This is a genomic window from Paenibacillus sp. FSL R5-0519 (genome assembly GCF_037974275.1).
Lineage (GTDB): Bacteria > Bacillota > Bacilli > Paenibacillales > Paenibacillaceae > Paenibacillus.
Window position 1 is genome coordinate 4089197 of record NZ_CP150234.1, and the last position, 23625, is coordinate 4112821.

20 protein-coding genes are annotated in these 23625 nt (G+C 46.7%); all 20 read right to left on the bottom strand.

Annotation, left to right across the window (positions count from 1 at the left end; translation table 11 throughout):
- Positions 1–96: 96 nt before the first annotated feature.
- The 20 genes from fabG to MKY73_RS18425 all read right to left on the bottom strand — a co-directional run bounded on the left by fabG (position 97) and on the right by MKY73_RS18425 (position 23606).
- Positions 97–867: a 3-oxoacyl-ACP reductase FabG gene (gene fabG / locus MKY73_RS18330; RefSeq protein ID WP_253433898.1), complete on the bottom strand. Its 771-nt coding sequence runs from the start codon at positions 865–867 to the stop codon at positions 97–99.
- A 1-nt stretch (position 868) separates the two neighbouring features.
- On the bottom strand, positions 869–2149 hold the full coding sequence (locus tag MKY73_RS18335; RefSeq protein ID WP_339302959.1) for a pitrilysin family protein: 1281 nt from the start codon (positions 2147–2149) through the stop codon (positions 869–871).
- 3 nt (positions 2150–2152) lie between these two features.
- Positions 2153–3433: a pitrilysin family protein gene (locus tag MKY73_RS18340; RefSeq protein WP_339302960.1), complete on the bottom strand. Its 1281-nt coding sequence runs from the start codon at positions 3431–3433 to the stop codon at positions 2153–2155.
- Between the two features lie 126 nt (positions 3434–3559).
- Complete coding sequence (gene sleB, locus MKY73_RS18345; protein WP_339302962.1) at positions 3560–4390, bottom strand: spore cortex-lytic enzyme; 831 nt, start codon at positions 4388–4390, stop codon at positions 3560–3562.
- Between the two features lie 186 nt (positions 4391–4576).
- Positions 4577–7315, bottom strand: a complete 2739-nt coding sequence (locus MKY73_RS18350; protein WP_339302963.1) for a DNA translocase FtsK — start codon at positions 7313–7315, stop codon at positions 4577–4579.
- Positions 7316–7405: 90 nt separating this feature from the next.
- The gene (locus MKY73_RS18355) at positions 7406–7636 is read right to left on the bottom strand and encodes a YlzJ-like family protein (RefSeq protein WP_036609282.1); all 231 of its coding nucleotides are present in this window, start codon (positions 7634–7636) and stop codon (positions 7406–7408) included.
- Positions 7633–8406, bottom strand: a complete 774-nt coding sequence (locus MKY73_RS18360; protein WP_339241658.1) for an ATP-dependent Clp protease proteolytic subunit — start codon at positions 8404–8406, stop codon at positions 7633–7635. Before MKY73_RS18360 ends, MKY73_RS18355 begins: the two co-directional genes overlap by 4 nt.
- A gap of 221 nt (positions 8407–8627) precedes the next feature.
- Positions 8628–10307: a ribonuclease J gene (locus MKY73_RS18365; protein ID WP_062833839.1), complete on the bottom strand. Its 1680-nt coding sequence runs from the start codon at positions 10305–10307 to the stop codon at positions 8628–8630.
- 475 nt (positions 10308–10782) lie between these two features.
- Entirely contained in the window at positions 10783–11661 is an 879-nt protein-coding gene (gene dapA, locus MKY73_RS18370) for a 4-hydroxy-tetrahydrodipicolinate synthase (protein WP_339241657.1), read from the bottom strand.
- Positions 11662–11708: 47 nt separating this feature from the next.
- Positions 11709–12926 carry an aspartate kinase gene (gene dapG / locus MKY73_RS18375; RefSeq protein WP_253433880.1) on the bottom strand — a complete coding sequence of 406 codons (1218 nt, stop codon included), beginning with the start codon at positions 12924–12926 and terminating at the stop codon, positions 11709–11711.
- Positions 12927–13301: 375 nt separating this feature from the next.
- On the bottom strand, positions 13302–13898 hold the full coding sequence (locus MKY73_RS18380; protein ID WP_062833836.1) for a dipicolinate synthase subunit B: 597 nt from the start codon (positions 13896–13898) through the stop codon (positions 13302–13304).
- Positions 13895–14794 (bottom strand): dipicolinate synthase subunit DpsA, encoded by a 900-nt coding sequence (gene dpsA, locus MKY73_RS18385; RefSeq protein ID WP_339302964.1) that lies wholly within the window; start codon positions 14792–14794, stop codon positions 13895–13897. Before dpsA ends, MKY73_RS18380 begins: the two co-directional genes overlap by 4 nt.
- Positions 14795–14951: 157 nt before the next feature.
- A complete protein-coding gene (dut, locus tag MKY73_RS18390) occupies positions 14952–15398 on the bottom strand; it encodes a dUTP diphosphatase (RefSeq protein ID WP_339302965.1) in 447 nt (148 codons plus the stop codon).
- On the bottom strand, positions 15358–16641 hold the full coding sequence (locus MKY73_RS18395) for a pitrilysin family protein (protein ID WP_339302966.1): 1284 nt from the start codon (positions 16639–16641) through the stop codon (positions 15358–15360). Before MKY73_RS18395 ends, dut begins: the two co-directional genes overlap by 41 nt.
- 99 nt (positions 16642–16740) lie before the next feature.
- Positions 16741–17736, bottom strand: a complete 996-nt coding sequence (locus MKY73_RS18400; RefSeq protein ID WP_339260463.1) for a polysaccharide deacetylase family protein — start codon at positions 17734–17736, stop codon at positions 16741–16743.
- Positions 17737–17911: 175 nt separating this feature from the next.
- Entirely contained in the window at positions 17912–20014 is a 2103-nt protein-coding gene (pnp, locus tag MKY73_RS18405) for a polyribonucleotide nucleotidyltransferase (protein WP_339302967.1), read from the bottom strand.
- Positions 20015–20273: 259 nt separating this feature from the next.
- Entirely contained in the window at positions 20274–20543 is a 270-nt protein-coding gene (rpsO, locus tag MKY73_RS18410) for a 30S ribosomal protein S15 (protein ID WP_056700672.1), read from the bottom strand.
- A 159-nt stretch (positions 20544–20702) separates the two neighbouring features.
- Positions 20703–21629: a bifunctional riboflavin kinase/FAD synthetase gene (locus MKY73_RS18415; protein WP_339243024.1), complete on the bottom strand. Its 927-nt coding sequence runs from the start codon at positions 21627–21629 to the stop codon at positions 20703–20705.
- Between the two features lie 82 nt (positions 21630–21711).
- Positions 21712–22635 (bottom strand): tRNA pseudouridine(55) synthase TruB, encoded by a 924-nt coding sequence (gene truB, locus MKY73_RS18420; protein ID WP_339302968.1) that lies wholly within the window; start codon positions 22633–22635, stop codon positions 21712–21714.
- Positions 22629–23606: a bifunctional oligoribonuclease/PAP phosphatase NrnA gene (locus tag MKY73_RS18425; protein ID WP_339302969.1), complete on the bottom strand. Its 978-nt coding sequence runs from the start codon at positions 23604–23606 to the stop codon at positions 22629–22631. The genes truB and MKY73_RS18425 overlap by 7 nt, the downstream gene beginning before the upstream one ends.
- Between the last annotated feature and the right edge of the window lie 19 nt (positions 23607–23625).

Sequence of the window (23625 nt, forward strand, 5' to 3'; positions counted from 1 at the left end):
TTTATATACGAGCATTTTGAAAATAATCCGGAAGACGGATGCTTCTTGGCCAACCTTCACTTGTTTCGTTCATAGCCGCTCAAGTTTACTTGCTGCTTACGTTAACCAACCGCCATTTGGACTAATAATCTGCCCATTGATATACCCCGATTCAGGGAGGGCCAGAAAATAAACCAGTGATGAGATTTCATCAGGTTGAGCAAGTCTTCCTGCCGGAATTTCCTCTTCCAGCATTTTCAATTCACTCTGATCCAGATGGTTCAACATGGATGTCTGAACGGCGCCAGGAGCCACAGCATTTACGGTTACTCCGGAAGGTGCGAGTTCTTTTGCAAGTGCCTTGGTGAATGCATTCACCCCGCCCTTGGTTGTGGAGTACAGCACCTCGCAAGAGGCACCAGACAGCCCCCAGATCGACGATACATTAATGATTCGACCATACCTTTGGGAGATCATGTGAGGCATCATTTCCTGTGTACACATAAACGTGCCTTTGAGATTAATGGCCATCACTTCATCCCAGATCTCCTCTGTAACATCAGACAACATCCCATAGTGCGAGATTCCTGCATTGTTCACGAGGATATCTGGCATGAGATTGTGTGACTCCAGCTTCTCACGCATACGTTCAATCTGTTCCCGGCTGCGAAGATCCGCAGACACCGTCATGATTCTCCCACTGCCCTGTTCCATGCACCGTCTGGCAGCTTCATTCGCTGCCTCATGCGATTTCATATAGTGTATAACAACATTCATTCCCACTCTGGCGAAACGTTCTGCGATAGCGGCTCCGATGCCACCGCTTGCTCCAGTCACCAGTACAGTCATTTCCCCAATTGCCTTCAATTGTCCTGTTCCCCTCTCCATATCAAGGACTCACGACTAGCGATACAGCCAGTTGATCCCAGCGAATATGCTCTCTCAGTCTGAGATTGACATCTTCCAGTGTAATCGATTCATAGAGCGGAAGCATATTGAAGAAATCACCGCCACGGAATTGCTGACGTGTAAATTCATGCGCAATGTTCTCCGGAGAATTGAGCATACGCAAATATCCGCCTATTTTCTTTTTGCGTGCACGTTCAAAATCCGTGGATTCGAACCCCTTTTCTACAATGGCATCCACTTCTTCACGTATACGCGCCAGCAGTTGATCCGGGTCTTTCGTATCCCCACCAATGGCTGAAAACGCGTATTGCGGCGAACTGTTATACTCATGTCCAAAACTGTCCGAGATTAGATCTTCATCGTAGAGCTTCTGGAATAATCGTGTACTTGATCCAAATAAAAGATCCATCATCAGCTGCGTTGTCATATCCCGCCGTAACAATTTTTCTCCGGTGAGCCCAACGTCCGTCTCTTTGAATCCAAACAGACATTTGGGCAGTGAAACAGCCAGTTTCGATTCCCGCCTAGCTTCCCCTACTTGCTCTGGCTCCGGTTCGAAGAAACGCTCGATACTCCCCTGTGGCTTATAATCCTTCTTTTCCTGGTTCAAACGAACCATATCAATGACTTCCTGTGGATCTACACCACCTACCACAAACAAGAGCATATTACTCGGGTGATAGAAGGTGTTATAGCACTCATACAACAACTCTTTCGTAATCGTACGGATGGATTCCACCGTTCCGGCAATATCGATATGCACCGGATGTTTCTGATACATGGCTTCGATCAATCCAAAATAAACACGCCAATCCGGATTGTCAGCATACATGTCAATTTCCTGCCCAATAATGCCTTTTTCCTTTTCCACATTTTGATCCGTGAAGTAAGGATTTTGCACAAAGTCAACTAATGTTTGTATATTTTCATTCACATCTTCGGTCGCTGAAAACAAATAAACCGTCTGATCGAAGCTCGTAAATGCGTTAGCTGAGGCACCGTGAGACGCAAATGTTGCAAAAATATCGCCTGTGGGTTCTTCAAACATTTTGTGCTCCAGAAAATGGGCAATTCCATCCGGAACCTTGACTGCTTCCTGTCCCTCAACCTGAAAATGATTATCCACCGATCCATACTTGGTTGCAAACGTAGCATACGTTTTCTGGAATCCCGGTTTAGGCAAAATATAGACATGCAGTCCGTTATCCATTACTTCGTAATATAGTGTCTCCTGCAAATGTTCATACCGAATGCTCTCCACCGACTATTCCTCCTTCTCGTCCCGCAAGAAATAAATCGTATCCAGACGGAACTGTTCTGCCGCCTCACGAACATCTTCCTTGCTAATATGTTCTACCTGAGCTAGCAGTTCTTCAGCCGTTCTCTCTTTGCCAGACAACTGTCGATTGAAATCATAAGCGATCATCTCAAAAGCAGAATCCTGCATCTCCTTAAGCAGGTTACGGATCATTGCTTTGGTCTGGGACATTTCCAGATCACTGATTGTACCGCTTTTCATTTCCTCCAGCTGCTGCTTGATGATGGTGACAGCCTTCTCATAATTAGGGATTTCAATTCCGGATTGAATCGTGGCAATGCCCTTATGTCCGTCATATCGCGAAGAAGCGTAATACGCCAGGCTTTCTTTTTCACGAACATTAACAAACAGTTTGGAATGAGGATACCCACCGAGAATCCCGTTGTACATGAGTGCCGCTGCATACTGAGGATCTCCATAAGTAATCGATGTACGGAGTCCCATATTGAGTTTTCCCTGACTCACATTCAGTCGCTCAACAACGGTCTCTACTTCCTTATCTCCTCGAACTGCCGCCTGTGCCTGGTAATCGGAGGAGGAGGTTCGATCTACATTGAAATGACGCTGAACAAGGTTCTCAACCTCTTTCAGTGTCGTATCCCCTACCACATAAAGATCCATACTCGCCTGTTGCAGCCACTCCTGGTAAGACGCAGTCAGTGTGTCAGGCTCAATCCCGGGCAGATCCTTTCGCTCACCCAGGGGGTGAAGACGGTACGGCTCGTTCTTGCACATTTCCTCGATACTGCGTTCAGCGGCGTACCGCATTTTATCATTTACGATGGACTCCAGCTTTTTCCGCACCGTCTCTCGCTCTGCTTGTACATACGACGTCCTGAAATGTCCATTCTCCTGTGCAGGTCGGGTAAGAACCTCTCCCAGGAAGGCAAATGACCGATCCAGCAGCTGCTCATCGCCTCCAACAAAGGAGTCATTAATGGTATCCATCCGAAACTGTACTATCTGATAATCCCCGCGTTTATAGACGTCAAAACCAAAACCTGCTCCATACAGATGCTCCAGCTGTTCACGAAATTGCGTTGTTTCCGGATAGGACTCCGTCCCGCGTCGTAGTACAAAAGGTGTCAGCGCTACTTTGGTTACTGTATCTTCTCGTAAGGGAACGCCTGCATATAGCGATATAGCAAACGTTTTGAAACGTTTAGTCGGAAGCACATGTATACGAAACTCTCTCTTGCTGCCTCGTTCGAATCCTGATGTATTCAAATGTCAAAACCCCTTTACGGCGTCATTTGTCATGCAATCGTATTACGCTAAATGTAACAACCATTTTAACCCATTCAAAAGGCAAGAAGCAACCGAAGTCACGCCTTCTGGTTGCTTCCAACATCATCACATACAAAAAATATGCTGCCCGATTGTTTTCACCTGTGGACGGGTCCAGATCCATTTGGATGTTGCTGTCTTGGGATTAAAATAATAGAGACAACCACCGGATGGGTCCCAGCCATTCAGGGCCTGCTCAACTGCCTTCTTGGCTTGTGCGTTTGGTTCTAGATAGATCTGTCCGTCCGCTACAGCTGTAAATGCACCGGGTTGAAAAATTACCCCTGAGGGTGTACTCGGAAAGCTTGGGGATTTTACGCGATTCAGAATAACTGCCGCTACTGCGACTTGACCTTCAAACGGTTCACCCCGGGCTTCACCATATACGGCGTTAGCCATAATCTTGAGTTCATTCTCGGAGAGACCGAGTGCATTGGCAGATCCCATATTGTCTTGCTCTTTATCTGCCGTGTTGTTGTTGCTCCCTCCACCCCCACCTGAGGATTCCTTGTGAAGCGGTGGTTCTGTTGGCGACCATTTGGTTGACGCATTGTACAGCTTAAGCTTGGTTTCAGCTCCAACCACCCCATCTGCCTTCATGCCAAACTCGGATTGAAACCATTTGACGGATTTCAATGTGCTGCTGCCAAAATTACTGTCGATTTTACCATTGTAAAATCCCAGATACTTCAGACGTCCCTGAAGCTCATATACATCCTGACCGTAACTTCCATATTTCACTGTATTGCTGCTAAACGTAGGCAAGACCTTTTCTTCTACCTGCGGTGTACGCTCGGCTGAACTTTCCGGTGCTGTATTCCCAGGAAGCAAATAACGGATTCCCAATGCGGATATCAGCAAAATAGCAGTGAAAAGCCATAGGTTCATTTTTCGCATCGACTGTGCTCTACCTTTCTCTTGTGGGATTAACAGAATCGCTAAGGTTATTATGACAAGCCTGCTTGTTTCCTATGCACCAAATCATCCGATCTTTGGAGTAGATGGCAAAACTTCAGTCTGCAGAGCATACAAAAAGCCCCCAACCAATAGGTTGAGGGCTTAAACGACCGATGCTCCAAGTCACTATGAGCTTATTTTATTCTGTTGATACTGTTCAAGTGATACCAGCACTTCCCGTGGTTTGCTACCCTCGTAAGGACCGATGACCCCCCGGGCTTCCATGGAGTCAATTAAACGCGCTGCACGTGTGTAACCAACCCGCATACGACGTTGCAACAGAGAGACTGACGCTTGTTTTGCCTCCAAAATAATCTGTACCGCTTGCTCATATAACTCATCCTGTACTTCATCTGCCGCCTGAATGGAATCATCCACTTCAGGTACTATGGACTCATCATACTGCGCTTCACCTTGACCACGTACATAGTTTACAATATTCTCGACTTCTTCATCGCTCATAAAGGCACCTTGTACACGAACCGGTTTGGATGCACCCATAGGCATGAACAACATGTCTCCACGACCCAACAGCTTCTCAGCCCCACCCATATCCAGAATCGTTCGGGAATCCACTTGTGAAGATACACCGAAGGCAATTCTCGATGGAATGTTGGCCTTGATTACCCCGGTAATAACGTCAACAGACGGACGTTGTGTGGCAATAATCAGATGGATTCCGGCTGCACGAGCCATCTGAGCGAGTCGCGCAATGGCATCCTCAACATCTCCGGCTGCAACCATCATGAGATCTGCAAGCTCATCCACAATGACAACAATATAAGGCAGAACAGCCGCAGGATTGTCTTTCATCAGATTGTTGTAACCCTCGACGTTACGTGTACCTGATTTGGAGAACAGTTCATATCGTTTCTCCATCTCGACCACAATCTTTTTGAGAGCAAGTGACGCTCGTTTAGGATCAGTTACAACTGGCGCCATCAGATGAGGAATGCCGTTATATACGTTCAACTCAACCATCTTGGGATCGACCATCAGGAACTTCACTTCATCCGGCTTGGCTTTGTACAATATGCTGGTAATAATTCCGTTAATACACACAGACTTACCGGAACCTGTCGCACCCGCGACCAGCAAATGGGGCATGCGAGCCAAGTTACCAATGATTGTCTGTCCGGAGATGTCCCGGCCAAATGCAATGGTCACTTTGGATTCTGCATCCTGGAATGTTGCCGTCTCCATTACTTCACGCATCGTTACAACCGACACCTCGCCATTAGGAACCTCGATACCTATAGCGGACTTCCCGGGAATCGGCGCTTCCATCCGAATATCTTTTGCAGCCAGAGCCAACGCAATGTCATCAGTCAGACTGACAATTCTGCTGACCTTGACACCGATATCAGGCTGAATTTCATATCTTGTAACAGCAGGACCCCGAACCACTTCAAGTACTTTGGCACGAACACCGAAGCTTTCCAGTGTAGCTTCCAGCTTACGCGCTGTCTGCATATAATCCTTCTGGTCGCCTGCCTTACCCGCATTGTTAGGCTTGGCAAGAAGACGGAAGGATGGCAGCTTGTACGGCTTCGGAGGAGGGGGTGGTGGTTTCACTGGTTGTGTGTCCTGCCCTTCAGGAGTTGGAGTATCTGCTCCCAACATTGCATCATTAGGCACTTCTTCTCCACTCTGAAGCCCATCCTCAGCACTCAGCTCGTCCATACCTGCACCGGATGCTGACCACTCTGTCTCTACAAGTTCATCCGTTATTTTAATGTCATGTTCGCCCTGTTGAACTACGTTTGGATCAGCGAGATTATCAGGGAAAGGATAAGCATCGTCCAAATCATCTTCAATGCTTGCATCTTCGGCTCTGACATGCTCAAAAAAGTCTCGAATGATCGGCGCTGAGTTAGGTTTGGCCTGAACCGGAACATGTGATGAAGCTGATTTGTTCGCTACGTCTTCGGTTGCATCCTGCCACGTCTCTACATTGTGATCTTGCTCGGCGCGGTATACAATCTGTTCTGTTTCAACTGAATCGACCTCATCCATTTCACGTCCTGATGTCTCTTGCTCTCGATTAGCTCCCCATTTTCCGAATAGTTGGAAGAATATTGGGGCTTTTCGTTTTGGCAAATGCTGTTCCTCTAATTCATCCTCATACTCGTCTTCATCATCTTCAACAGGAACAGGTACCACTTTACGAGCATTACCTTTTTTCCTAGCATCAGACGCTGAAGCAGAACGCACAGAGGGCCTCGACTCCAGCTTCTTGTACATCGAACTCCCGGCATCCCAAATCTTTGTACGGAATATTCGAATCAGATCCACATAAGATAGACTCGTAATCAACATAAAACTGATGACAAACATGACAATCATGATGAGTCTCGCACCCAGACTGCCGAACAGCCACAGGAAAAGAGCGAATTGCCCAGCTCCGAGATAACCACCGCTGATATCCTTGTTAAGCATGGAGTCTCTCTCCCCTGGTGTAACAGGGGTTAACAACTCGGTTTGCATATCATTATGTACCTGTGTAATCACAGCACCAGGCTCAAGCGCACCAACCGGAATGAGCTTCTGGTGCATTGCCGAGACGGTACTCATCAGGGTTAAGGCAAAGACCAGCAATACCAGTCCTGTTTTGCGTGTGGTCCAGCCACTCGGCCATTTCCGGTGAATCATCACCATGAGACCATAATAAATACCAACAAGCGGAATCGCAAAATAAAACTTACCAAGCATCAGTCCGAACATCTTGGAAAGCGAACGTCCAACGGTGGCTTCACCCGATAATGCTATGACAGCAAGGGTAATAAGCACAATTCCGTAAATTTCATATTTTAAAACGCCACTAAAACCAGCGCCCTTTTTTTTCCTCTTTTTTCTTCTGGCCAAAATCAGGTCACCCCCAGAAGAATATTATACCATACAAATATAATCCGTACATATGTTCTTTTTCTGCTCAATTTGTCTGAATTCGTCGCGTTATGCTGATCCCAAGTTACCCGAAAGCGGAATGGTCGAACCGGGCATATTAGCAGGATTGAGATAGGCTTCGAGTGGACAATCCAGCAAACGTACAATAACGGCTTCATTGTCATTTACAGGCCTCACCTGCATTAATAAACCATTCATCTTAATTTCTCTTGTATCTTCGCCCTCTTTCCACATTCCTGACCAGAGTTGTTCAGGGGGCATCACTGTATATAACGTCATTGGGTATAACCTCCCGCTTGCAGCGTCTGTCTCTTGTCTCCTATAAGCTGATTTAACTGAGCAATGGCTTGCCCAATTCCGCCTACTGCATCCATCAATCCATATTTCACTGCATCCGCGCTTCCTACAGCTGTGCCGATGTCCCGGTTCAACTCACCGGTCTTAAACATCAGTTCTTTGAACATCTCTTCCGAGATATTCGAATGAGAAGTCACGAACCGTACAACCCGCTCCTGCATTTTCTCCATATACTCAAACGTCTGAGGTACACCTATGACAAGGCCGTTCATCCGTATGGGATGGATTGTCATCGTTGCACTTCCGGCAATCAGGGAATACGTTGAAGCTACAGCAATCGGCACTCCAATGCTATGTCCGCCTCCAATGACCACAGTGACCGTAGGTTTGCTTAGAGAAGCAATCATCTCTGCAATGGCCAGACCGGCCTCTACATCTCCACCTACCGTGTTCAAAATGATCAGTATACCTTCAATACGCTGATTCTGCTCTGCAGCCACCAGCTGTGGAATGATATGCTCATACTTTGTTGTTTTATTTTGTGGCGGCAAAATTAGATGCCCTTCGACCTGTCCAATAATGGTCATACAGAAAATATTTGATTCACCTGCCGGCGACTGTGTCTGCCCGAATTGCTGAATCGTCTCTGTCACGGGCGAGATGTTCTTGTCCTCTTGAATCGGAATCTCTGGCGCTTCAACTTCCGGTTGATTGGATTTTGACGCCTGCTTGCCATTCATACGTTCATTCATTTCATTAATCCCCTTCTCCAGAAACATTTAATGTATTCCTTAGTATGGGGATTTTTCCAGCCGCCTTATACCCGCTACATCCAAATTGCTTACATATTGACCATATTGCGGATCATCCTGAAAAACGCAAAAAAAGCCCCTTCTCTACGAGGAACCGTCCAATATTACTCGTAGAGAAGGGGCGACTGTGTGCCTGAATATATGTTTTTGTTTAGCCTATTTTAAACTTCCATAATGATTGGCAAAATCATCGGTCTACGACGAGTTTGCTCATACAGGAAGCGTCCCAAAGCATCTTTAACATTTGTTTTGAGTGAAGCCCACTCGTTAACGTTCTCACTCATCAACTTCTGCAATGTGCTGCTAACGATCCGGTTGGCCTCATCAAGAAGTCCTTCCGATTCACGTACATACACAAATCCACGAGAGATGATGTCAGGACCGGAAACAATTTTTCCATCCTGTTTGCTTAGTGTTACCACGACAACAAGGATACCATCTTGTGACAACAATTTGCGGTCACGCAGTACAATGTTACCCACATCGCCTACACCCAAGCCGTCAATCAATACGTTACCTGCAGTGACTTTACCTGCTCTACGTGCTGCTCCACCTTGAATTTCAATCACTTCACCGATGTCCGTGATGAAAATGTTTTCCGGTTCAACGCCTACAGATTCAGCAAGAACCGCGTGGCGACGCTGCATACGGAATTCACCGTGAATCGGCAAGAAGAATTTCGGTTTCATCAGGTTGAGCATCAGTTTCAACTCTTCCTGGCTACCGTGACCAGATACGTGAACACCACTGTTAGCACCGCTGTAATGCACGTTAGCGCCCAGACGGAACAGTTCATCAATCGTACGGCCTACATATTTTTCGTTACCTGGAACCGGTGTTGCTGCGATAATGACAGTGTCGCCTGGCAGGATGTCCACTTTACGGTGCGTGGAACGAGCCATACGTGTCAGTGCTGACATTGGCTCTCCTTGACTTCCTGTGCAGAGAATCACGACACGATCTGCAGCCATCTTGCCTACTTCTTCAGGTTCAATGATCATGCCATCCGGAATCTCAAGGTAACCCAGTTCAGAAGCAATACCCACCACATTCACCATGCTGCGTCCAATAACTGCAACTTTACGTCCAGTCACTTCTGCTGCATTGATCACCTGTTGGATACGGTGTACGTTGGAAGCAAATGTCGCTACGACAACACGTTGACTTGCTTTACGGAAGATATCTTCCAGAACGATACCCACATTTTTCTCCGATGGTGTGAATCCAGGTTTCTCAGCGTTCGTACTGTCAGACAACAGCGCAAGCACGCCATTTGTTCCGATCTGTGCCATACGCTGAAGATCTGCATATTGACCATTGACTGGCGTGTGGTCGAATTTGAAGTCACCTGTGTGAACAACTGCACCTTCCGGTGTTTCGACACATACACCAACAGAATCCGGAATACTATGATTAGTAGCGAAGAACGAAGCTTTCAATGCAGTTCCAAGTTGAATCTCGGAATCCGCATCAATCAGAATACGTTTTGTTTCACCCAGCAAGTTCGCTTCTTTCAACTTGTTCTCTACAAGTCCAAGCGTAAGTCTTGTTCCGTATACAGGAACATTCAGATGTTTGAGAACATATGGCAGACCACCAATGTGATCCTCATGTCCGTGAGTAAGAATAATTCCTCTTACTTTGTCACGGTTCTCAGTCAGGTAAGAAATGTCAGGGATGACAATATCAATACCAAGCATATCTTCTTCAGGGAATTTCAGACCAGCATCTACGACTACAATGTCGTTGGCGTATTGGATGACGTACATGTTTTTACCAATCTCGCCTACGCCGCCCAAAGCAAAAATCATCAGTTTATCGTTATTATTTTTCTTAGACAAATGAATCTAAACCTCCTATGGTAGTTGGACGTCGTACCTTATTATTTATTGTAAGTTAAGAAAAGTAGTCCATACATCACATGCCCATCTATTGGGATGAATGCAAAAGAACACCTTTATTCACGATATTTGGAAGAAGTTCTTCGAAGTTATTCCCTTTTACCAACAAGTTGGAGTTGAAATTTCCTCTTAGCCGTTCCTTCCTTTTTCACCGCAAAGCTACACCACGAAACGATGTCGCTTTCAATTTCAAAAAAATACCGCACCCAGTCACTTGACATCATTATACATGATTAAAAACAAAAAAAACAAGTCACTCTCTCGTTAACCTGTAGGTTTCCCTGTAGCTGCAGAAAAGAAACCTCACATTATTCGTAAAAAAAGAACCGCTGCCTCTACGAAGAGGAGCGGTTCTTTTGCTGATCTGAAGATATTCCCATGATTAATAAAACAGTTCCATATACAACCAAAACGATTACAAATTAAGCAGACCTTTGATGTACACCTGCTCCTCTTCCGTTGGCGGAATAAGAGGCAAACGTACAGAGCCAACGTTCAAACCACGCAATGTCAGCGCATATTTTACCGCTACCGGGTTCGGTAGAGGCTGTGGACACTCGAACAGGCCCTTAAACACAGGGAACAGCTGTTGATGAATCTGAGCGGCCTGAAGAGGTGCACCGCCATAGAAGGCGTCAATCATTTTCTTCATTTCTGCCCCTACGACATGACTCGCCACGCTGACAATTCCATGTGCTCCAACCGCAATCGCCGGCAAGCCTGAAGCATCGTCACCGGAATAGACTCTGAAATGTTCTGGAGCACTTGCTGCAATCAGCGTAACCTGCTCCGTAGACGCACATTCCTTCGTAGCGACGATATTCGGGATCTCTGCAAGACGAAGCGTTGTTGCTGCTGACAGGCTGGTTACTGTACGCCCAGGCACGTTGTACAGCATAATTGGCAGCTTGGTAGAGCCAGCAATCGCTTCAAAATGTCTGAACAAGCCTTCTTGGCTTGGTTTGTTGTAATACGGAACAACCAACAATATGCCATCCACTCCGGCACGTTCAGCTTCCTGTGTCAAATGGATGGAATGTGCCGTGTTATTGCTTCCCGTTCCGGCTATAATTTTGCACCGGCCGGCTGCATGTTTCACTGCAAATTCGAATAATTGAACTTTCTCAGTATCACTAAGTGTTGGAGACTCCCCTGTTGTTCCGGAAACTACGAGCGTCTCCGACTTTTGATCTACAATCAGATAGTCGATTAGACGTGCCGTTTCCTCCCAATGAATCTCTCCTTGTTCATTGAACGGAGTGACCATTGCTGTAATCAATCTTCCAAAGTCCAATTCGATTCCTCCTTCAAAACAGGTTTGGCTCCTCTAACTTCAGTTATTTACAAATGAAGTTCGAATGAGGCGTGAAGTGCCCTCAGGGCCTGAACCATATCTTCTTTTTTTACGAGTACCCAGATTGTTGTATTCGAATCTGCCGATTGCAGGATCTGAATGTCAGCCAGTGTCAAGGACTCGACGATTCGAGCCATAATTCCGGGTACACCATTAATTCCTCCGCCGATGACGGACACTTTGGCACAACCGGACAGGCTTTGTGGCTTGAGACCTATCTCCTGCAATACTTGTATGGCTTTCTCGGAATCACTGTCAAAAACCGTATAGACAACTCCCGAGGGGGTAACATTAATAAAATCAACGCTGATCGAATTCTCAGCCATGGTTTTGAACACTTTTAGTTGCAGCCGATCTGCACCACCAGGTACATCCACCGTAATTTGCGTGACATTGCTCACGTAGGCGATACCTGTTACATAACGGTCAACAATGCCTGTCTGCACATCCCGAAATCCTTCCGGATGCGTGACTAGCGTTCCTTCCGTGTCTGCAAAAGTAGATCTTACCCGCACTGGAATCTGGGATTGCATGGCAATCTCGACCGCACGTGGATGGATGACCTTGGCCCCGTGGTGGGCCATATTACAGATCTCGGCATAACTCACAACAGTCAGCGGACGCGCATCCTCAACAATTCGTGGATCGGCTGTGAGTATCCCGTTCACATCGGTGTAGATATCCACCATTTCAGCACGTAATGCTGCACCAAGCGCTGTAGCAGACGTATCACTTCCCCCACGACCCAATGTCGTGAAGTCTCCGTTCTCCGTCTGCCCCTGGAATCCGGTTACAATAACGACACGACCGAGCTGCAGCTGCTCCAACACACGAACAGGACGGACATCCAATATCCGGGCATTCCCGAAATTGTCGTCCGTCACAAAACCTGCTTGTGCACCGGTCAGCACTGTAGTTGGAATGCCTTCATGTTCGAGTAAACTGCTCAAAGTCGTCGCCGATATGATTTCACCACAGCACAGCAGTAAATCCTTTTCGCGTGCGGATAGTGCGTTTCCGTTCTGTGCAGCCCAGTCCAGCAACGTATCGGTCGCATATGGCTCGCCTCGGCGTCCCATCGCAGACACAACAATGACTAGACTCAATCCTGCCTCAAGTTCACGTTTAACGTGACGGAGCACATGCTCTCTCGCCTGAACAGTGGAGAGAGACGTGCCTCCGAATTTCTGTACCATGATACGCATCTTTATTCCTCCATTTGTGTACGCAAGAAGACTGGACACGGGTCAAATCAACAAATGGATCACTCTAGGGAGCGTTCTGATGCGATAATTTCAGCATTTTATACGGCATTCCATGCCACTCTTTGTTTTTTGTAATTGTCTTAGACAATCACAACTCAAAGGTGGCGGTTGTTATCGAGATCATGACGCATACATTCACAATAGACCTCTCCCGCTTGCTTAACCTTTACTGCCCGCAAGCAGGAATGCCTTATAGACAGGAACGTGGACACAAGTAGCTGTTCAATCCAGCATATCGTCCCCCATGATTTTCTTTGTCTCTCAAACCCTTCATTTCTCCAAGCGCATAAACGTTGTCACCGAATCATTGATCTCTTAAGCTTGTGAAGAACGCTCCACAATCATCGGCTGCAACTGTTTGCCCTCAAGGGCACTCCAGCAAGCCTCTGGAATCAATTCCATTTTGGCGACTAACGAGTTTGGTTTCTTCACTGGATCGTCCTGCCCAAATGGCACAAAATACAAGTATTTGGCCACGAGCAATTTGGCGATATTCGCAGCATTCAAGCCCAGACCGTCATTCGTGGAAATGGCAAGTACAAGCGGACGCTGATTGCGCATCTGCGCTTTGGCTGCCATCAGCACTGGACTGTCGGTCATCGCATTAGCCAGCTTGCTTGTTGTATTCCCTGTGCATGGAGCAATCACCAGCACATCAAGCAGCTTGGAAGGCCCTAATGGCTCCGCTTCAACAATTGTAGAAATGATATCATTACCTGTTATATCTTTCAACTGTTTTTGCCAATTTTGCGCCGTACCGAAGCGTGTATCGGTCGTCAGCACCGAATTCGAAATAATCGGAATGACGTTGGCACCTTCAGCCACGAAGCGGCTAATAACCGGCATAACCTCTTCAAACGTACAATGAGAACCCGTAATTGCATAACCTACCGTTTTTCCCTGCCAGTTCATGATTTAACCTCCCGTGCGTTCTGTTCTTCCAAAAGCAAACGGATCAACGCGTCGGCAATAATGCCGCCAGCCGTTTTGGGAGCAACAATGCCGGGGAGGCCAGGCGCAAGTAGCGCTTTGATACCGCGTTTGTCTGCATACCTGAAATCACAGCCGCCAGGAGCGGATGCAAGGTCGATAATAACAGCCTTTTGCGGCATTCTGGACAGGATTTGTGCTGTGATTATCATAGTCGGTATCGTATTAAAAAGCAAGTCAACTTCCCCGGTTTGAGCGGCCAAATCCGTTGTCATGAAAGGCTTCCAGCCCATTATTGTAGCGCGGGCAGCATCCTCTTCCCGCCTGATTCCCACCCGTACATTTGCTCCAAGTCCCTGCAGTGTTTTGGCCATTGTGAATCCTGTTCGACCAAGGCCAAGCACAATACATTCCGAACCATGGATTGTGAAGTCCGTCTCCCGAATTGCTATGGCGATGGCTCCCTCAGCTGTTGGAATGGAGTTGTACAGTGCAATATCATCACGATCAAGTACTTCAACAAGTCGCAGCCCATTTTCAAGACAAAGTTCGCGCAAAAATGGCTTAGCCATACCTGTGAACACAATACAATGCTCCGGTAATGCTGCAATATGTTCCTTTTTCAAATAGATCGGCGTGTCACTAAATGAAGTACTCACTTTTCCCTGGTCATCGCAACCGACAACAGGCAGTACCAGTACATCTGCGGAAGCAAATACTTCGTCCTCCAGTTCCTGATGCTCAATCCCCGGAATGGAACGCTCTATTTTATCGAAACCCACCACACTTACCGTTGCATCCAGCTCTGCGCACTTTTGAATGACTTCAAGCTGCCGCGCATCTCCGCCCAGGACTACAATCCGGACTCCGGTCAGCATCGGGACGTCACTCCTTTCACCACATGTATGCCTTATCGTATGCAGGGGCCCACAGCGGGGTGAAAACAATAATTGTATTCAACCGTCCGTTTCTCAAATGTAAAAAAGAGCCGCCCCTGTCAGGGACGACTCTGTAGAATGGGTATATTTACGCTGTTTATTTCCCGGTATGACCAAATCCACCTTCACCGCGTACCGTTTCTGAAAGTTCCGTCACTTCCGTCAATTCAACCGCAGGCACGGTCTGGAAGACGATCTGTGCGATGCGCTCTCCCCGTACAATCGTGAACGGTTCCTGACCCAGATTGATCAACAGTACTTTGACTTCTCCGCGATAGTCCGCATCAATGGTACCCGGTGTGTTGAGGCAGGTAATTCCATGTTTGAAAGCCAGTCCGCTCCGAGGACGAATCTGTGCTTCCAATCCAGCTGGCATTGCCATCGCAAGTCCGGTTGGAATCAGCGTACGCTGCCCCGGCTGCAATACAACATCTTCCTGAATTGCAGCTACGACATCAAAGCCGGATGCCAGTTCCGACATTTTTTGTGGCAGCTTAATATCTTCATTGCCCGGCAGTTTCTGTATTTGAACGTAATGCAACAAAATCATCCCTTCTCAATCCAGCGATCGTCTTATCTGAAGCGCCAACCATGGCAAGTGCAAAAGGCTCAGCAAACATCAGATCAAGCACCGCGTTAATATCGTCCATGGTCACTTGCTCAATTTTGGTGATCATCTCATCCAGCGTATGGTGTCTGCCCAGCATCAGCTCGTTTTTACCCAGACGATTCATGCGACTGCCTGTGCTTTCCAAGCTGAGAATCAGGCTTCCCTTCAGCTGTTCTTTTCCTTTACGAAGTTCATCTTCGGACAAGCCGTTTACAGCCAGGTCGCCCAGAACCTCTTTGGTGAGGTCGAGCACTTCTTTTGTCTGTTTCGGTGCTGTACCCGCGTATATCGTGAACAGTCCGCTGTCCGCATGAGAACTATGATAGGAATACACAGAGTATGCAAGTCCCCGTTTCTCGCGTATTTCCTGGAATAGTCTGGAGCTCATGCCTCCACCAATAGCGTTATTCAGAACAACCATAGCGAATTGAAGCGGATCTCCGATTTTACAGCCTGGGAACGAGATACAGATATGATTCTGTTCCGTTTTCTTTTTGTGGAAGAGCTGTCCGCTTTGGAACGCCGGCATCGTCACTGCTTCTGTTACTCCATTGACATCAAAAGCACCAAAATGCTTCTCCATCAGATCAATTACACTGTCGTCAATATTACCCGCAACACTAATGACCGTGTTCTCAATCGTGTAGTGCTCCTTCATATATGCACGCAGATGGCTAGAATCCATCGCTTTGAGACGTTCTTCCGTACCCAGGATAGGGTATGCGAGCGGATGCTCACCATAAGCGGCCAAGGCCATCAGATCATGAACCATATCATCAGGCGTATCTTCATACATTGAGATTTCTTCCAGGATGACGTTTTTCTCCTTGATCAATTCACCATCATCCATTTTGGAACGGAAAAACATATCAGATAACACATCAACGGCAATCGGTAAATGTTCATCCAACACTTTTGCATAATAACACGTGTATTCTTTGGAAGTGAACGCATTCACGTTACCACCAATCGCATCGAACTGTTCCGCAATCGCCTTGGCATCATAACGATCTGTTCCCTTGAATAACATGTGTTCAATAAAATGTGATACTCCGTTACTTGCAGGTTGCTCATTACGCGAACCTGTCTTGACCCATATTCCGAAAGACACAGAACGGCAGGTCGGTATCTGTTCCATGACAACTCTGAGGCCATTGCCCAGCTGAATTTTTTTCATGGTTGGCCCTCCTACATCTCTATAATTGCCTTGATCTCAACCTTGAAATTGAAATCGACATTTGGTTCCAACTTTTTGATATTAACAAAAAAACAACGTTCACTCAACCGCAGACGTGTTTACACGTTCCGAAGACAACGTCTCACTTACCGTTCCGAGCACGAGACCTTTGGCCCGAATGGATTGAATCATACCCTTTAAAGCTCCCGAAGAAGCAGCTGTAGGGTGCATTAGAATTAACGTGCCTGCCTCGGTATTTTTCGCAATTTTGGCAACAACGGCATCCGGGCTTGGTTTACGCCAATCTACAGTATCTACTGTCCATAACACGGTCTGCAATCCCATGGAAGAAGCAATATCAACGGTCTTCTGATTAAAGTCACCTGAAGGCGGAGCAAACCAGCGATTCTCTACCCCCAGTGTTTTATGGAGCAGATCCTGCGTTTTACTAATTTCCAGCTTGGCTCGTTCTGCGCTCAATCGACTCATATTCGGGTGAGAATACGCATGATTGGACAGCTCATGCCCTCGTTTCTGAATTTCCTTGGCCAGTTCAACGTTTTTGCTTAACCAACTTCCATCCAGAAAAAAAGTGGCTTTCACTTTCTCTGCATCGAGCGTATCCAGCATCGGTATGATATATTCGTTCCCCCACGCGACATTAATCATAAAAGAAACCATCGGTTTGTTCGCATTTCCCCGATAGATCGGATGTGCACCCAAATCTTTAAGCTGAATCGCCGGTTCAATCTGACGGTAGATATAAGCAATTTTGGTATTCAACGTTCCACTCAGTGCCTTACGGTATGTCGCTTCCACATCAATCTCCATGCCATTATAGCCAGGAATCGCTTTCCATACCCGATCTACCCTGGCATTTACCGGAGCAATTTTTGTCTCAGCCGCTTTATCCCGAATCGCCGACAACAGCGCATCTTCTCCCGTTGCTTCCTTGAACATGTCAAAAGCATTTTGCGTACCTGGCCCATCACGGATCTCCGTAATGTATGTACGTACACTGCCAACTTGTCCGATCAACATGACCGCAGTCACACCTGCCAGAACAGCCGCCAGCTTTTTGGATTGGTTTCCCACAGCTCCATCCTCCCGCCGTCTTTGTCCCCATCATATGAGGACAAGGGCAGGAATATGAATACTAAGCCATGGTTTCATCCTTGTTTTTCGTATTTAAACGTTAAAAAAAGAGCCAGAAATTCACATTCTGTCTCTTCATTCAATCTATCCATTTATAACCTGTTGCTTCGGTATCCTAGGATTGAGCCGGAGCTTCAGCAGTCAAAACCGCTTTACGGGACAAGTTGATTCGACCTTGTGGGTCAATTTCCGTTACTTTTACCGTAATGGAATCACCGATGGCTACAACATCTTCCACTTTGGCAACACGTTCTGTTGACAGTTGTGAGATGTGCACCAGACCTTCTTTGTTTGGAAGTACTTCAACGAATGCACCGAATTTCTCAACGCGTTTTACTTTACCGACATAAATCTCGCCGACCAATACTTCGCGTACAATACCTTCGATAATCGCTTTAGCTTTATCATTCATCTCCTGGTTGGAAGAAGCGATAAAGACACGTCCATCCTGTTCAATATCAATTTTAACACCGGTTTCTTCGATGATTTTATTGATAATTTTACCACCTGCACCAATAACATCACGGATTTTGTCTGGATTGATATGCATCGTTGTAATTTTAGGCGCATATTGTGATAACTGCTCACGTGGTGTATTCATCACTTCAGTCATTTTGCTCAAGATGTGCAAACGACCTTCTTTGGCTTGAGCCAATGCTTCAGACAAAATTTGACGATCAATTCCATCAATTTTGATGTCCATTTGAATCGCAGTTACACCTTCAGGTGTTCCGGCTACTTTGAAGTCCATGTCGCCGAGGTGATCTTCCATACCTTGAATATCACTCAGAATGGATACATGATCTCCGTCTTTGATCAGACCCATAGCTACACCCGCAACTGGAGCTTTGATTGGTACACCTGCATCCATCATAGCTAGTGTGCTGGCACAGATACTTGCCTGGGAAGTTGAACCGTTGGATTCCAGAACTTCTGATACCAGACGAATCGTGTATGGGAAGTCTGTTTCGGAAGGGATTACTTTGGAAAGCGCACGCTCACCCAGAGCACCATGTCCGATTTCGCGACGGCCTGGAGCACGCAATGGACGAGCTTCACCTACGCTGAATGGTGGGAAGTTATAATGATGCATGAAACGTTTCGTTTCTTCAAGGCTAATTCCGTCCAAAATTTGAACATCGCCAAGTGCACCAAGTGTACAGATGCTAAGTGCTTGCGTTTGACCACGTGTGAACAAACCTGAACCGTGCGTACGTGGCAGCAGGGAAGTATCACATTCGATTGGACGAATCTCAGCAAGTCCACGTCCATCTGGACGAACTTTATCATGCGTAATCAGACGGCGCACTTCTTCTTTAACGATATCGTGCAGAACTTCCTTCACGTCTTTAAGCAATTCAGGACTTTCAATATATTTCTCTTCAAAGTGAGCAACCGTTTCGTCATTCACTACATCGATTGCATCTTGACGAGCATGCTTCTCGGCAATTTTAACAGCTTCAACCAGACGAGCACTTGCGAAATCACGCACACTGCTGTTGACTTCAGCATTAACGGCATGCAACTTAACAGCCATTTTTTCCTTACCGGCAACTTGCACGAGTTGTTCGATTACCGCAACAATGTTTTTGATCTCGTCATGTCCGAACATGATTGCTTCGAGCATCACTTCTTCAGGCAATTCGTTTGCTTCAGCCTCAACCATCATGATGGCATCCTTCGTTCCTGCAACCACCAGTTCAAGTTCACTGATTTCAAGCTGTGCAATCGTTGGGTTAATGATAAACTCGCCATCAATGCGTCCAACTTTTACGCCACCAATCGGTCCGCTGAATGGAACATCCGAAATGCTCAATGCTGCTGATGTACCAATCATTGCAGCGATTTGCGGTTCGCAATCCTGATCCACACTCATAACAATATTCAGAACTTGTACATCATTCCGGAAGCCTTCCGGGAACAATGGACGAATTGGACGGTCTGTCAGACGGCTTGAAAGAATTGCTTTCTCACTCGGTCTGCCTTCACGTTTAATAAATCCACCCGGGATTTTACCTACGGCGTACAATCTTTCTTCATAGTTCACCGTTAATGGGAAAAAGTCCAGATCTTTCGGCTCACTTGATGCTGTCACGGTACACAATACAACGGTATCTCCGTATGTTACCTTAACGGCAGCATTAGCCTGCTTGGCCAAACGCCCAGTCTCAAGCGTAAGCTTTCTTCCACCAAGCTGCATTTCAACACGCTGTTCCATGAAACCCCTCCTTTTATTCGTTCCTAATTCAATGGATTCTGCATATTCACAGTATTTCCTGCTTGTCCTGCATTCATTAGCTATGTATGGATCTTTCAACATGCTAACCTGCACAACAAAAGCCCCTCACGGAGCCCCATCTACAAATATATGGCAACATGTTCATCTACAAAACAACCCGGCTGTAAGTTCCGCTTGTCCTTTTAGACAAAAGAATGACGGATAACAGCCAGGTTGGTTTTGAAAACATGTACGATAATTAACGACGCAATCCGAGTTTTTCGATCAGTGCGCTATAACGTTTAACATCTTTGTTTTTCACGTAAGCCAAAAGCTTACGACGTTGACCTACCATTTTCAAAAGTCCACGACGTGAGTGGTGGTCTTTCTTATGCGTACGCAAGTGGTCTGTCAAACTTCTGATGTTTTCCGTAAGGATAGCAACTTGCACCTCTGGAGATCCTGTATCGGACTCGTGAGTTTTGTGCTCGTCGATCAGTTGTTGTTTACGTTCTTGAGTCAATGCCATCCTGTTCACCTCCTTCAATATAATCGCCATTAGCCTCGTCACCGCCGGTGAGAGCAAGCAACCAAGCCAAGGTTAATGTTGTCTCAATCGACAACGTAGTACAGTATATCATAATTGCCTAGTCAAAGTAAATGTAAACATGCATTTAATCCAGAACCTTTAAGATAACAGGCGACCGGCGGTTAATGCATCTTCACGAATCTGACTAATCAATGCATCAATAGAGTCGAACTTTCGTTCAGCACGAATATAGTGAACGAGCTCAACCTTTAGTTCCTGGTCATATAAGTGTCCGTCAAAATCAAGCAGGTGAACTTCAAACGTAGGTTTCATCCCGCTTTCGTGAAACGTAGGTTTCACACCGAGATTCATTACGCCATGCAGTTCCTGTTCGCCATACTGCACACGAACAGCATAAACACCCTTCGATGGAGTAACGTAATGATCCGTGAGTTCAAGGTTGGCTGTGGGAAATCCAATCGTTCGTCCACGCTTCTCCCCGTGAATGACGGTTCCTCTGATGCTGTAAGGTCTGCCAAGCCACTGACTGGCCTCATCCATCTCCCCACGCTTCAACAGGCCACGAATGAGAGAACTGCTCACTTTTTCACCATTTAACAAGAAAGGAGGAACGGTTTCCACCGTCATCTCTCCTTCTCCCAACGTACGAAGAAGCTGTTCGTCCCCTGCCCCCTTATGACCAAAACGGAAGTCAAAACCCACAACCGCTGTTCGTGTTTGAAGAGGAATCAACAGGTCGTGTACAAATTGCTGTGGAGTCAACCGTGAGAACTCTTCATTGAACTCCACCACATAAAGTACATCAACGCCCATTCCTGCTAAGATGTCTTCTTTATCTCTCAAGGGAGTTAGATAACCCTCGTAATCGCCTTTGCGCATAACTTCCTTCGGATGTGGATGAAAGGTCATGACCGCTGCCTGCATGCCCGTTTCCCGTGCAATGCGGACAGCTGATAATATGACACTTGCATGTCCGAGATGCAGTCCGTCGAATTGACCAATTGCAAGCACTTGGGGAAGTGCGCCCAGCTCAGTCGAATGTAACGTCTGCGGATAGGTTAGCATTACGGTTTTCACAATCATTCACCTGCATTTCACTAGATAGGCCAAGCTTGAGCATCATCACAACTCTAAGCCCGATACCTCTTTATTCCGGCAAAAAGACTTTAACTGCCCTCACCGTTGGTTTTAGTTCATCCCGTTCAAATATCCCCAGAAACGTATCATCCTGAGCATACAACCGCAACAAACCAGGTTGCTCTACAGGCGGTTCCAGAAGACGTGCAGACAGCTTCTGGCCTTGAAGTGCTCCTTTGGCCTGTTCTTCTCCAACCTTGTGGGCCGGAATCGAGTCAATAGCCTTGTCAACAGGAATCAGTGCATCCGCTAAAGTCCCATCAGCCATACGTTGTTCCACTTCTTCAATACGAAGACAATGATCTGCAGAGATACCTGCCGATATTGTACGTTCCAATCGAACCATGGTTGATGGATATCCGAGTTGTCGACCGATGTCTACACACAATGTACGTATGTAGGTACCTTTCGAACACAAGGCGCGGAAAGATATATCGGTCGTATCGCCTTGAGTTTCAATCCCTGTAAGCTCAAGCTCATAGATTGTGACCTCACGGCTCTTACGCTCTACCGTCTTCCCTTCACGAGCAAGCTCATAAAGACGTTTGCCGTCTACCTTTACCGCAGAATACATGGGAGGTACCTGAGAGATCGTGCCCAGAAACTGCTCAAGCACCTGTTGAACCTGATCCTGTGTGACTTCCACCGGTGTTTCAGCACGCTCAATGACTTCCCCTGTCATGTCCTCTGTGTCAGTAGACAGTCCCAATCTAAGCGTAGCCAGATATTCCTTCGGAAGCTCCTGCATGTATTCCACCACACGTGTCGCCCGTCCAAGACAGAGTGGCAGGACGCCTGTAACTTGTGGGTCCAGTGTGCCCGTATGACCAATGCGCTTCATCTTGAGAATGCGGCGCATTTTGGCTACAACATCATGAGAAGTAAATCCCGCCGGTTTATACACCGGAAGTACACCTTCAAATGGCTTTACCATTGTGCATTCACCTGCTTCAATACTTTTGCGACAATTTCATCAAGACTGCCTTCGAGACGACATCCGGCTGCGAGCACATGCCCTCCTCCGCCAAAGGTCTGTGCTAATGCAGCAACATCAATCTTGCCAGCCGAACGCAGAGAAACCTTGACGGCGTTCTCATTGATGACTTTGAAAAAGATACCCACTTCCACGCCTTGGATGTTGCGCGGATAGTTTACTACCCCTTCAAGATCTTCATTAGCCGCTCCGCAAGCTACCATATCATCAGGTGTAATAACAACCCAGGCTATCTTTCCATCATCTGTCATCTGCAAGCTTGAAAGTGCTTGATGCAAAATCCGAACTTGTGGAAGAGTCACCTGCTCCAACAAGGTCTGGGCGAGATAGGGTCCATCCACGCCATGTTCAAGCAGTCTGGAGGCCGTTGTCATTACATTTGGACTGGTGTTGGCATAGCGGAAACCACCTGTATCCGTAAGCAATCCTGTATAAACTGCTGTCGCAACATCTTTATCCCATGTTACTTGGAAAAGGTTCAGAAAATCGAATAAAATTTCAGCCGTTGCAGCAGCATCTGACTTAATGATGTTGACTGTACCATAACCGTCATTCGTAGGGTGATGATCGATATTCAAAATAACAGCATCTTCTTCGAAATAATGACGCGTCAACCCTACTCTGGCAAAGTCTGCACAATCCACACAGATAACAGCTTTATATTTTCGCTGCGGTGGTTGTTCGGCCATGTTCACAATGTTGCCTGCTTCCCACAAAAATTGCATGCGATGCGGGATATCGCCTTCATTAATCATCGTGAATGTCTTACCCAGACATGACAGCAGCCAGCCCACCGTTACCGTCGAGCTGACTGCGTCACCGTCCGGCTGTACATGCGACACGACCAGGTAATCATCATGCTCCAGCAGAAATTGCTTTCCGGCCTGGAGCGCCTGTTCATAAGTGTGCATTGCCGTCTCCTCTATTCTG